Origin of the sequence: Butyrivibrio sp. Su6 (assembly GCF_900108105.1) — a bacterium.
Taxonomy (GTDB): Bacteria; Bacillota; Clostridia; order Lachnospirales; family Lachnospiraceae; genus Butyrivibrio.
The window spans coordinates 38,891-52,265 of sequence record NZ_FNUR01000012.1 but is presented as its reverse complement, the minus strand read 5'-3'; the positions used below and the strand labels follow the sequence as shown (position 1 = coordinate 52,265).

The following is a 13,375-nucleotide window of genomic DNA, read 5'->3' as shown; positions in this document are numbered from 1 at the left end:
TAATAAATAAGCGGTTCAGGAGATAATCATGGCGGACACACCATTAACAAAACAGCTAAGAATGTTACGAAAACGTCATCATTATACACAGAAAAAGGTTTCAGATTATATTGGCACCACAAGAGCTAACTACTCACACTATGAAACAGGCATAACGATTCCTTCAAATGATATATTGAACAAGCTTTCTATCCTTTATGAAGTTCCTTTGATGCATCTTATAAAACTGTCAGCAGTGTCAAAGAAAGAAGAGCTTGAAAAGTTAAAACAAGGAGGATTTGATGGGCTATTCATTGATAATCCAATGTCATCCTCGCTTGATCCGTTATATCTTGAGTTTATCAATAACTGTCCGGAGATGAGTGACAGAGAATTGAAAGAGTGGATGGAACCTGAAGATTTGGAACTGATTTATTACTATCACCAATTATCGCCTCAGAATAAGAATATGGCAACAGAGATGGTAAGACTAATTGTTAGGAACAATCGTAATACAAATGAGTAGTATTTATTCATGGTGACGATAATAGTTGTATCATTTTTGATGATAATGAGAAAAAGCGTAGCAAGGGAAGCTGCGCTTTATTTAGTTAGCGTAACACAGGAGAATAACAGGAAAGAGTAAGAAAATGCTATGAGTATGCGCCTTGTGGCATGCTTGAGAAGATTTTGATAAACGTTTGTTTGGTAAAAAATAAACAAAACATTGTGCAAGTTTTCTGGGTAATAAGAATAAATCGATCAATCGAATTATTATACCGACTAATATAAATCTAAAAAACGATTAATATAAGGGGCGTGCGATTCAGAACGGATTATTTTTTCACAAATTACACATATAATTATGTTAGCGGCGTGAAACAACGGCAGATAAGCGATATTTCCTTTTGCTAGGAATTATCGATATTCTGTGAATGACGATAATAAAATTTCAAACCAACAAACGAGTGTTGAAATTGAACAACAGAGTTATCACAAATTCGACATATTTTTTTGTATTGTATTGCTAATTGTACTGTTATGACAGCTGTGATAGAGTGTTCTCTGCGCCAAAAAGCGCAGGGAAACGTTAAAAAAGGCATATGTGGAAGTCATGGGAGTTCTTTCTTGGATGTTTGACCGTTCAAAACTTGCAACAGTCGCATCACCGCATAATGAAAAATAGTATAAATGGTAAAAGGACGGTCATTTTTATAAAACCGTCTTTTTTTTAAACATTTTTTTAAACTGTATTTTAAATTCTATGATTTTAATAAAGATGTAATTTTTTTTCAATAATAACCGATATCATTAATAGCCGTAAGGATGCGGCATTACATGCAAGGATGCTTGTGCTTAGGAAATCCCTAAATCAATAGGGATAGTAGAAGGATCTTTGCCATGGTAATTCAGCACAATATAACTGCTATGAATTCTAATAGACAGCTTGGAATGACGACTTGGATGCAGGCCAAGTCGTCTGAAAAGCTGTCTTCTGGTTATAAGATCAATCGTGCTGCAGATGATGCAGCAGGTCTTGCTATTTCCGAAAAAATGAGAAGACAGGTAAGAGGACTTACACAGGCGTCAGCCAATGCGCAGGATGGTATTTCCCTTGTTCAGGTGGCTGATGGGGCTATGGCTGAAGTCCATGACATGATGCAAAGATGTAATGAACTTGCAGTGAAGGCGGCTAACGAAACACTGACAAACAGTGACAGACAATATATTCAGCTTGAAATAGATAAGATAAAAGAAGAACTTGATGCGATAAATGAGAAAACAACCTTTAATGAAATATTCGTATTAAAGGGATCAATAATTGGAGATTTGGACCTTGGCATATCAATCGATCCTAATTCAAAGCTTCCTTCCTGGGCGGCTATTTCAGATAATGACGGCGGGTATATGTCTGGTGAATATACAGAGGGAGATAAAACGTACACATCATCAAAGGTAGACTTTAGCGCATTTGATGGATCTGACGCAATGAAGGAGGAGCTGGCAGGTACTGGTTTTAACACAACATGCTGCACATGTAATAAACATTACAGCATAAATTTCAACAATGGGGAAGGTGACAGCGCTGAAACAAGTGGCGAGCATATGATCTATAACGTAGATATTTCGGGATGCACAACAGGAGATGACATTGTTGCAAAGGTTGCAGCTATAAATACAGGCCATTATACCGAGTTTAAAAATGGCGGAAATGGTATTCTTTATATTCATGACAACAGACCGGGACAAAAAGCAAGTCCTGGCTCAGGAATGGGCGCATTTGATGGTGGAGTAGCAAAACAACAGGCTACGTTTGATGATGCAGAGGGAGATCTGATTCTTCAGGTTGGGGCAGATTCAGGAGAAGAAAACACGATTAAATTGCAGCTTCCATATATTAACGCAACGACTTGTAAGATAAGCTCCATAAGCGTTTTAACAAGCTCGTCAGCAAGAAATGCAATAGATAGCGTAAAGGCAGGTCTGAACTTTGTAAGCGAGCAAAGAAGCCGCATGGGTGCATACCAGAACCGACTTGAGCACACGGTTAGGAATCTGGACAACGTGGTTGAAAATACTCAGCATTCCGAATCAGAGATAAGAGATACAGATATGGCCGCAGAGATGGTCAGGTATTCAAATAACAATATTTTACAGCAGGCAGGGCAGGCAATGCTAGCGCAGGCTAATCAGACCAATCAGGGAGTAATGGCACTTCTTCAGTGATAATAGTGGGAAAAAGATATGGGAAATATAGAAAAGATAAGGTGTAAGAACTGTAATATTGAGCAGGATGTAATGACAGGAGCAGGGATGCGATACTGCAACATTGAGATAATAGATATCCTGTTTGACAAAGAAATGACCCAAAAACTAAAGAATACTCTTGATAAAAACAAGGGAATGACTTGGTTTGCGAGGAAGGCAGCAGCCTGGTGCCCATCCTGTAAAAAGATAGTGGAGTGTGGAGTGCTGACGTTAAAAACAGCTGATGGAAAGAGCGGAATATACAGATCAAAGTGCTCTTGTGGAAGTGAATTGCAGTTATTGACTGAGGAGCGCATTTGTCCAATCTGCAAAAGAAAAATGGAAGTAACTGTTGTGGGACATTGGGATTAACTGTTGTAGCAAAAAGGATTTGTCGGAGATTTATGTATGGTTATTCAGCATAATATAGCAGGTATGAATGCTAACCGACAACTGAATATTTCAACCGGACTTACAGCCAAATCATCTGAAAAGCTTTCATCGGGATACAAGATCAATAGAGCAGCTGATGATGCAGCAGGGCTTGCTATTTCGGAAAAGATGAGAAGGCAGATAAGGGGTCTTACTCAGGCGTCTGCTAATGCACAGGACGGCGTTTCATGGTGCCAGATTGCAGATGGAGCTTTAAACGAAGTTAGTGACATGCTCCAAAGGGCTAATGTGCTTGCTGTAAAAGCTGCTAATGATACTCTTTTGAACGATGATAGAAATTTTGCCAATCAGGAACTGCAGAAGCTTGGTCAGGAAATTGACAGAGTTCACTCTACTACGCAGTTTAATAACATCGATATATTTGCGGATGATGGCTATGCACCTAATACTGTTACATCCCCTAATAAGGTTGCTTTGGGATTTCCAAATGGAAGTACCGTAGAAATAACTGTTGATTTTGTAGATAGCAGTGGCAATAAAGTAGACCTTCAGGAAAGTTCAGCAGTTGGTCAGGATACGACCTACGCAGATACAGCTTTTGCACAGTTTATCAAAGACGCAGCTGCTAATGCGGTATCTAACCTGTATGATAATTTTCCAAGTCTTTTTTCTAACGCTGCATCACAGACTATTCAGGTGGGATTAAACCTTGCAAATATCGATGGAGCCAGCAATACCCTGGCAAGTGCTTCACTTCAGCTTTCAAGTAACGGGACTTCTGCAACAATGACTTATTGGATGACAGTCGATTCATCTGATTATTCAATGTCTAACTATTCATCTATGACGGACGCACAGAAAGCTGACCTGGCGGCAGTTATAGCCCATGAAATGACCCATCTTGCAATGTATGACACACTTACATCCGGCATGTTTTCCGGCTTCCCGGACTGGTTTGTTGAAGGAGCTGCACAGACGTCAAGCGGCGATAATGGCTGGGTTTCAAACTTTTTGAACACTTCTTCTACAGATGCAGCTATAACGAACTATATGTCAGTGCTCACACAGACAACTCAGCAGTCAGGAGGATTTGGCCCATATGGAGCAGGGTATCTTGCGACAATGTACCTTGGTTATGCTGTTTCTGCAAAGGATGGAAACACAGCAGTGACATCGGCTAATATAGCAAGTGGCCTTGATAAGTTAATGAATTATATGGCGACCACACCAGCTTCTTTTGATACGGCAATCAAAAATCTGACAAATTACACAGGAGGCCAGTCAGCCTTTGAAAATGCGGTAAAATCGGGAGCCGCAGAACCGGTAGCTTTTATTAAGGATCTTTTAGCCGCCAAAGGAACAAACGGAGCGGGGTCCATATTTGATGATCTTTCAAAATCAGAAGCAACGGTATTTGCACCTTCGAGCTTAAGTACAAGCGCTCAGAACTACATAATAAATTCAGATAACACCAAATACGCCAATTATTTTGGAACAGGATATACAATCCCCGAAAAAGAGCCTGGAACTACAGGAGGAGGCGGTGGCGGAAGCGGAAGTGGCGGTGATGATCCCGAGGGAAGCGGTCTTCTATACTTGCAGGTTGGATCAGAAAACTCACCGACGGACAGGATAGAATTAAAGCGCTTTAATATCAGTCTCGACGCTCTCACCGAATATGGAGTATTTGATATATCAACCAGGGATAAGGCCCTGTCAACAATTGAAACAGTTAAAAAAGCACTTTTGAATGTAAACAGTGTCAGAAGCTACTACGGATCCCTGCAGAACAGACTTGATCACACGATCAGAAATCTGGACAACGTAGTTGAAAACACTCAGAGCGCAGAGTCTCTGATCCGCGATACGGATATGGCGGAGGAGATGGTCAGATATTCAAACCAAAAGATTCTTGAGCAGGCGGGTCAGGCAATGCTGGCCCAGGCTAATCAGACCAATCAGGGAGTGTTAGCGTTATTACAATAATAATAAAAAATTATTTAATCCTCATGGACAGGGAAGTCCGGAGGCTTTTTTTATGTCTTTTTTGTTGGATTTTATGGAATTGTAAACGGATATGCGGTAAAATTATTTCGTATACCATATTTTTTTATGAAATAAAAATATGGATTGCAATCAGTTCTATGAGGAGGCAACATGAAGAAAAAACCACTAAAGTTTGATAAGGACTTATTCAAAAGAAGTGTCCAGTACAACGTAAAGACTCTCTACAGAAAGACCATGGAAGAAGCTACTGAGCAAGAGCTTTACCAGGCAGCAGCCTATGCCATAAAGGATGCAATTGTAGATCATTGGATGACCACACAGAAAAAAGCAGCTGAGCAGGACCCAAAGATTGTGTACTACATGTCCATGGAATTTCTTATGGGAAGAGCATTTGGAAATAACCTGATAAACCTTCAGGCATATAAGCCGGTAAAAGAAGCCCTTGATGAGCTCAATATTGATTTAAATCTAATTGAGGATCAGGAGCCGGATCCAGCCCTTGGAAATGGTGGACTTGGAAGACTTGCTGCATGTTTTTTGGATTCTCTTTCAACTCTTGGATACGTGGCCTATGGTTGTGGAATCAGATATAAATACGGAATGTTCCGTCAGAAAATTCAGGATGGTTATCAGGTAGAAGTTCCGGATACATGGCTTGAGAACGGCAATCCATTTGAGCTTAGAAGAAATGAGTACGCCAAAGAAGTTAAGTTTGGCGGCTATGTAAATATGTATACAGACGAGCGTGGAAGAACCATGTTCAAGCAGGAAGGCTATCAGGTGGTAAGAGCTGTTCCTTATGACCTTCCCGTTGTTGGATATGGAAACGGTGTGGTAAACACCCTCCGAATCTGGGATGCAGAGCCTGTTCAGTGCTTCCAGCTTGATTCTTTTGATAAGGGTGATTATCAGAAAGCTGTTGAGCAGGAAAATCTTGCAAGCCAGCTCTGTGAAGTTCTTTATCCAAACGACAATCATATAGCAGGAAAAGAGCTGAGACTTAAACAGCAGTATTTCTTTATATCTGCTTCAGTACAGACTGCTCTTCAGAGATATCTTAAGCATCATGAGGATATCAGAAAGTTCTATGAAAAAAATGTATTCCAGCTAAATGACACTCATCCAACTGTTGCAGTTGCAGAGCTTATGAGACTTCTCATGGACGAATACTATCTTTCATGGGATGAGGCCTGGGATGTAACAACTAAGACCTGCTGCTACACCAACCATACGATTATGGCAGAAGCCCTTGAAAAGTGGCCTGTAGACCTGTTCCAGAGACTTCTTCCAAGAATTTATCAGATTGTTGACGAGATAAACCGAAGATTTGTTGATCAGATCATGCGTCAGTACTCAGGTTCAGCAGGAATCGATGTTCAGGCCAAGATAAGAAGCATGGCAATTTTGTATGACAATCAGGTTAAGATGGCACATCTTGCAATTGTCGGCGGACACTCAGTTAACGGCGTTGCAAGGCTCCACACAGAGATCCTTGAAAAGAGAGAGCTTAAGGATTTCTATGAGATGATGCCTGAGAAGTTCAACAATAAGACAAACGGTATCACCCAGAGAAGATTCCTTATGCATGCAAATCCTCTTTTGGCTGACTGGGTAACGGAAAAGATCGGTGATGACTGGATTGTTGACCTGTCACAGATGGAGAAACTCAAGGCCTTTGCCGACGATAAGAAAGCCCAGCAGGAGTTCATGGATATCAAGCTTCAGAATAAGAAGCGCCTTGCTAAATACATCCTGAAGCACAACGGAGTTGAAGTCGATCCTAAGTCAATCTTTGATGTTCAGGTAAAAAGACTTCACGAATACAAGAGGCAGCTCCTTAATATCCTTCAGGTTATTCATAAGTACAACGATATCAAGACACACCCTAATAAGGACTTCTACCCAAAGACATATATCTTTGGCGCCAAGGCAGCAGCCGGCTATCTTACAGCCAAACTTACAATTAAGCTCATCAATGCAGTGGCAGATGTTGTAAATAATGACCCTGATATTGGTGGCAAGATCAAAGTTGTATTTATAGAGGACTACAGAGTTTCAAATGCAGAGCTTATATTTGCGGCAGCAGATGTATCAGAACAGATCTCTACCGCTTCAAAAGAGGCTTCCGGTACAGGTAATATGAAGATGATGCTTAACGGAGCAGTAACTCTTGGAACCCTTGACGGAGCAAATGTTGAGATTGTTAATGAAGTTGGTGAAGAGAACGCGTTTATCTTTGGTCTTACTTCACAGGAAGTTATGGATTATGAGAGAAACGGCGGCTACAATCCAATGGATATCTACAACAGCAATCCTAATGTAAAAAAAGTTCTTGATATGCTGGTAGATGGAACCTTCTCTAAAGACAGAGAGCTATTTAGACCGCTTTATAACTGCCTGTTAAATACAGTAAATTCCAACAAGGCAGATCAGTACTTTATCCTTAAGGACTTCGAGTCATACCTTGAGGCTCAGAAGAGAATATCTGATGCATATCAGGACAAGAAGCGTTGGGCAAAAATGGCACTTCTCAATACTGCAAGCTGCGGAAAATTCTCGTCTGACAGAACTATTCAGGAGTATGTTGACGAAGTATGGCACCTGGATAAGCTTGAAATGTAATATTGTAAGGCGAAATAAGGGGAGAAGGATATGATTGAACTTACTAATGATGAGAAAAGGATATTGGCAGCAATATCTTTTTGCTCAGAAGAGATAGAGAGTGGGAATCTTTGTGACGCAGATATTAAACTGCTTGAAGAAATGAGAGAAGTAAAAAAATATCTGGGAGAAAAATATCCTTCCTATACTTTCGAAATAACTGGATGTGATCCCAAGGCGGGAACCATCCGTGATTATAATGAATGGTATTATAAGGCCCTGGAAGTAGAAAGAGATTCTGCTTATATCGCCACATCAAAAGAGATAGGGGATAAGTATGAAATAAAGGATGATTTTTATGGGGAAATAATTAAGAATGAAGCATTAAAGCAGCTTGAAGAGATTCTTTCCAAACAAGAGATCCCGATAATCAAGACAGAAATAAGCTTTTGGGAGTATTTGGGAAACGAATACAAAGAGGATATTTCTGCTACGGAAGTTCTGAAGGGAAAAATTGTTGCTGGGAATGATATTAAGATTTTTTTGGATGATACCCGCTTGGGTGATAAAAATTACAATGCAACTGTAAAAAAAGTGGAAAACTCACTAAAAAACGAAGGTATTTGTGGAGAAGTATACATTGTAGTCATCAAGGATTTTAAAGGCGATCCGGTAAAAGACAGACTTTTTTCTGACAGTTTTTCATTGGATCATTAATAGGGGAGTATTGTATGGGCGGTGAATACACTAGCAATATGACTGTTGAAGAGATCGTACTTATCAACAACTTGTTGTATTGTGAAAATCTTGGTGGCCCAAGAGGTACATTTCTTTCAAAAAATCAGGAATCGAGAACTATTGGTGATTACATCAATGGGGTTCTCAGGAATGCTGCAAAAATAGAAAATGATAAGGAGTACAGCACCGGAGTTACCGGGGCAGAGTATAAGGAGATCATGTGGGCTATAAGGCCCAATGAGCACCTGAAAAACATAGTAATAAAAGAAGTCCATTATGAAAGCGATGCTGCAGGTGGCGGAAGAAGTGTATATCTTTTTGATCCGTCTTCTAAAGAAGCTATAGTAGCATTTAAGGGAACGCAGAGTGATGCGGAGTGGATAGACAACGTTTCAGGCTTGTATCAGGTTCCTACAGAGTATCAGAGCAATGCTCTTTCCTGGTTCAGGACGTTGGATTTTAGTGGCTGCGACATTATTACAGTGACAGGCCATTCCAAAGGTGGTAACAAGTCAAAATTCATCACTATCATGGACGACCGTGTAGACAGCTGCTTTTCTTTTGACGGACAGGGCTTTTCTGATGAGTTTATACAGAAGTATGCAGTAAGGATCAGGCAGAATCAGCACAAAATATTCAATGTGATCGCTGAGAGTGACTTTGTAAATATTCTTCTGAATGACGTTGGTAAAAAACAGTTTTATCTCGGGACGAATTATGGAAGATTGGGATTTGCCGAGAATCACTGTGCTAATGCAATAGTTTTTTATGACAGCGTTGGAGGAATGTCAGTGTGGAAAGCTCCGGGTCAGGACAAGAAAATGTCGGATCTGGATGAAATGTTAAACAGCTTTATCAGGTCAGTCAGGATGACCACCAGAGAAAAAGTGGCCAGGATGCTGGGGAACGTTATTGTAAATGCCAAGAGTGGCAATACTGATAACCTGATAGCTGCTTTTTCAGATGAAAGATACTCAGATAGTGCAGCGCAGCTCATAGCATATGTATTCAGATATAAGGCAGAGAAACCGGAAATAGTAGCGTCTTTAAGAGAGGTGCTCAGCCAGAACGGTTTTAATACAGAGATGCTGGGGCTGGTGGATTTCATAACAAATCACGGCATTCTGATGGAATTTATCGGAAAAAAGCCTGGTGCAGTACTTGGTATATTAAAAATGAGACATGCACCGGAGAGTATAACGGGATTTCTAAGTAACCACCAGGAATTGTTCGAACTATTAGTTCTGGTGGCACGAAAAATGAGAAAGATCAATCCACTGCGCTACAGTGGAAAGGATCTTAATGCTGAAGACGAAAGCATAGTTATAAGAGCAGAATCAAGGCTTGTGATCTCAAAGAGGAAAATCCGCCTGATTGCTGAAGGTGTGCTGATACTTATAGCAATATTTTTAATAAGCCTTCTGTTTGTACTAAAGACGTAGATTTAGTTTGGATCAGTTGAGGCCATATAACGTTCTTTTATAAACTGCTCTACCTGCTTTAAATGTTCTTTGCTTCCAGCCTTGGTATCGCTTTTGGGAAGAGATTTACGATATTGTGAAGGTGAAAGCTTCTTTTCCTGTCTGAATGCCTTAGAGAAGACCAAAGGGTCTGAGTAGCCGCAGGAAATGGCAATTGATTCAATCGATAAGGATGTCAGCTGGAGGAGCTCTGTGGCCTTGGCGATACGATAGCTTGAAAGATACTGCTGTGGCGATATCCCAAGACGGTTTTGAAAAAGTGTATACAGATAACTTCTATTGATACAGACATAGTCCGCTATGTCTGTTACTTTTATGGGATTGCAGTAATTGCTTCTTACGAAAGCCTGAGCTTTTGTGACATAGTCGTTGTCTGTTCCTGAATCGCTTTTGGGCGTAACGCTTAATCCTGAAGCGAGTACAGACAGGAACATTGCTAAAAGACCTGTTCTGCGCAGATCGTCTTCAACACTGAAAGTGTTGTGGTCCATCATATCTTTTATAAGATTGTAAATTGTTTCAGATTTATCGCTTTTAAATATCGGTTGTTGTACTGATAAGCCGAGCTGTGAAACAATTGATTCAGCTTTTTTTCCACCGAAACCTATCCAGGTATACGTCCAGGGGTCTTCCTCATCAGCCACATAATAGGCCAGTTCATCAGGCACTATCAAAAATCCGTAGTTTTCTTCCAAGGGATAGTTTTTTCCACCAATAGAAAAAGAGCCTTTTCCACTCATGATGTAATGAATCATAAAATGAGGTTTGAGTGCAGGTCCAAAGCTGTGGTGAGCTTCAGTTTTGGACATTCCGCAGCAATATACATACAGATCATCAGATTCTTCAGTATTAAAAAGAAGTTTATATGCTTTTTCCATTTGTCTATCCTTTCTGTTAATCGGTATTATAGCATAAATAAACGCATATAATTTGCGCTTTCATAAGTTGAATGTCTATTTCTTTTACTGTAAAATATACTTGCATTTGCGATTTATCTGTATGCAGTGGAGGCTAGTTGTGGATAATAATACCCAAGAAGTAATAAGAGCCAGCGGTGAAATTTTAAAAAGTGTTACCGCGGCCATAGATAAAAACGATTATAGCAGGCTTGCCAGTGATATAACAAACACGATAAAGTCAGTCAGTTTTGAACCGAAGACTACTTATTCAAGTGCAAGAAGAAGCGGCGCTACTCAGTATAGCGCGACAAAGACAAATAATTACAAACAGCCACAGTACCCGTTCTTTGCAAAAAGAGTCAGTAAATATCAGGGACTTCTCGAGATTATTCTGGGAACTTCAATATTCTTTTGCTTCTTACCTTTAGTAATTGCTACAGCCTTTGTTGGTGGCTGGTGGTCATTACTTGGACTTGGAATTTTAGCTACGGTCAGCGGGGCTTTAGTTTTTCCGGGAATAGGTAAGTTGAAGCTGGCCAGGCTTTTTCATCAATATGGCAATGCTGTTAAAGAGAATGAGTTCTTTAAGATCTCTGATCTTGCAAAGGCAGTTCTTAAGTCAGATTCTGAAGTGTTAAAAGACATTAAGAAGATGATAAAAAAAGGTTACCTGCCAAGAGCAAGGCTTGATGCTACAGAGACAACCTGTATGATAACAGACGAAGCTTATCAGCTTTATCTTGGCGCTGAGAAAGACAGACTCGAGAGAGAAAAAAGAGAGCTTGATCAGCAGAAGGCTTCAATAAATGTGGACAGCAGATCAAGAGAGAATCTTACAGGAGTTGATGCTATCCTTGCTGATGGTGAGGACTATATTAAGTACGTTAGAGCTACTAATGATATCATCCCTGATACAGAGGACATGTCCAACAAGCTCTACAGACTTGAGAGCATCATGAACAGGATCTTTGAACAGGTGAAAAAGAACCCTCAGAGCGCTGAGGATCTTCACAAACTCATGAACTATTATCTTCCAACTACCAAGAAGCTTTTAGAAGCATATGTGGAACTGGATAGACAGACAGTTCAGGGAGAGAACGTTCAGCAGACCAAGAATGAGATAGATTCAGCAATGGATACGATAAATGAAGCTTTTGAAAAGCTTTTAGACAGTCTGTTCCAGGATATGGCATGGGATATTTCTTCAGATATTTCTGTTATGAAGACCATGATGGCGCAGGATGGACTTACAAATGAGGGCGGCATGGCAATGCAGACTATGCCAAGGTCAGAGTGATCAAAATTGTGACATGAACAGCAAATCGGCTGTTAATAGTATTGTATGAGGATTTTAGGAGGAAAAAATGGGAGTAGATTTAGAATTTGATGCAGCACCGGCTGCACCATCACTAACATTCGGGGCAGAGGAGCAGGCTCAGACAGCTGCAGCACAGGCACCTGAAGAGGAGAAAAAAGACAACGGAAATATTGCTATGGAAGCACAGCTTTCCGCTGAAGAGCTTAAGCAGGTAGATGAGTTCAGCAAGCAGATTGATATCTCTAATTCAACAGGCATCATGAACTACGGTGTTGGCACACAGAAAAAGCTTGCAGATTTCTCAGAGAAAGCAATTGATAATGTCAAGACCAAGGACATGGGCGAAGTTGGTGACATGATCACTGATCTTGTTACACAGCTAAAAAACTTCGATGTTGAAGAGGAAGAAAAAGGCTTAAAGGCATTATTCAAAAAGAGTGCCAACAAGATCGAGTCATTAAAGGCCAAGTACAGCAAGGTTGAAACAAACGTCCAGACAATCAGCAACGAACTTGAAAAGCACCAGGTAACACTTATGAAGGACGTTGAGCTTTTGGACAGAATGTATGATCTTAACCTCAACTATTTCAAAGAGCTTACGATGTACATCCTTGCAGGTAAAAAGAAACTTGAGGAAGAGAGAAATACAACTCTTGTAGAGCTTCAGAAAAAGGCTGCAGAATCAGGCCTTCCTGAGGATGCTGAGAAGGCAAAAGACTTTGCTAACAAGTGCGACAGATTTGAGAAAAAGATCTATGATCTGGAACTTACAAGAACAATCGCAATGCAGACAGGTCCACAGATCCGCATGGTTCAGAGTTCTGACACAGTAATGGCTGAAAAGATCCAGTCAACCATCGTAAATACAATTCCGCTTTGGAAGAACCAGATGGTAATCGCAATCGGCATTGAGCATGCAACTCAGGCTGCTCAGGCAGAGCGCGAAGTTAACGATATGACTAATAAGCTCCTTAGAAAGAATGCAGATGCACTTAAGGTAGCAACTATTGAGAGTGCAAAAGAAGCAGAGAGAGGAATTGTTGATATTGAAACTCTTAAGCATACAAATGAGTCTCTTATCTCAACTCTCGATGAAGTGTTAAAGATTCAGACAGAAGGCAAGACAAAGCGTCGTGAAGCCGAGGCAGAGCTTGCTCAGATTGAGAATCAGCTTAAAGATAAGCTTTTAGAAGCTGCAAAGAACTAAGATT

Annotated in this window: 10 protein-coding genes; 9 read left to right on the top strand and 1 reads right to left on the bottom strand. The window is 40.4% G+C overall.

Features of this window, described 5'->3' with window-relative positions; all coding sequences use genetic code 11:
• Nucleotides 1-28: 28 nt before the first annotated feature.
• From C4S54_RS12565 to C4S54_RS12525, 7 genes are all read left to right on the top strand, one after another.
• The gene (locus C4S54_RS12565) at nucleotides 29-505 is read left to right on the top strand and encodes a helix-turn-helix domain-containing protein (protein ID WP_103869840.1); all 477 of its coding nucleotides are present in this window, start codon (nucleotides 29-31) and stop codon (nucleotides 503-505) included.
• Between the two features lie 875 nt (nucleotides 506-1,380).
• On the top strand, nucleotides 1,381-2,706 hold the full coding sequence (locus tag C4S54_RS16270; RefSeq protein ID WP_242973815.1) for a flagellin N-terminal helical domain-containing protein: 1,326 nt from the start codon (nucleotides 1,381-1,383) through the stop codon (nucleotides 2,704-2,706).
• Nucleotides 2,707-2,724: 18 nt separating this feature from the next.
• Entirely contained in the window at nucleotides 2,725-3,099 is a 375-nt protein-coding gene (locus tag C4S54_RS12550) for a hypothetical protein (RefSeq protein WP_103869839.1), read from the top strand.
• 36 nt (nucleotides 3,100-3,135) lie between these two features.
• Complete coding sequence (locus C4S54_RS16400) at nucleotides 3,136-5,106, top strand: flagellin N-terminal helical domain-containing protein (RefSeq protein ID WP_242973814.1); 1,971 nt, start codon at nucleotides 3,136-3,138, stop codon at nucleotides 5,104-5,106.
• Between the two features lie 171 nt (nucleotides 5,107-5,277).
• On the top strand, nucleotides 5,278-7,749 hold the full coding sequence (locus tag C4S54_RS12535; RefSeq protein WP_103869838.1) for a glycogen/starch/alpha-glucan phosphorylase: 2,472 nt from the start codon (nucleotides 5,278-5,280) through the stop codon (nucleotides 7,747-7,749).
• Between the two features lie 30 nt (nucleotides 7,750-7,779).
• Nucleotides 7,780-8,445, top strand: a complete 666-nt coding sequence (locus tag C4S54_RS12530; RefSeq protein WP_103869837.1) for a hypothetical protein — start codon at nucleotides 7,780-7,782, stop codon at nucleotides 8,443-8,445.
• A 14-nt stretch (nucleotides 8,446-8,459) separates the two neighbouring features.
• Nucleotides 8,460-9,908, top strand: coding sequence for an Mbeg1-like protein (locus tag C4S54_RS12525; RefSeq protein ID WP_103869836.1), 1,449 nt, complete (start codon nucleotides 8,460-8,462; stop codon nucleotides 9,906-9,908).
• Nucleotides 9,909-9,910: 2 nt separating this feature from the next.
• Here the strand turns inward: C4S54_RS12525 and C4S54_RS12520 are convergent, their stop codons facing one another.
• Nucleotides 9,911-10,825, bottom strand: a complete 915-nt coding sequence (locus tag C4S54_RS12520; RefSeq protein WP_103869835.1) for an AraC family transcriptional regulator — start codon at nucleotides 10,823-10,825, stop codon at nucleotides 9,911-9,913.
• Between the two features lie 139 nt (nucleotides 10,826-10,964).
• Between C4S54_RS12520 and C4S54_RS12515 the strand changes: the two genes are divergently transcribed.
• Nucleotides 10,965-12,143, top strand: coding sequence for a 5-bromo-4-chloroindolyl phosphate hydrolysis family protein (locus tag C4S54_RS12515; protein ID WP_160110763.1), 1,179 nt, complete (start codon nucleotides 10,965-10,967; stop codon nucleotides 12,141-12,143).
• A gap of 67 nt (nucleotides 12,144-12,210) precedes the next feature.
• Entirely contained in the window at nucleotides 12,211-13,371 is a 1,161-nt protein-coding gene (locus C4S54_RS12510; protein WP_103869833.1) for a toxic anion resistance protein, read from the top strand.
• Nucleotides 13,372-13,375: the final 4 nt, after the last annotated feature.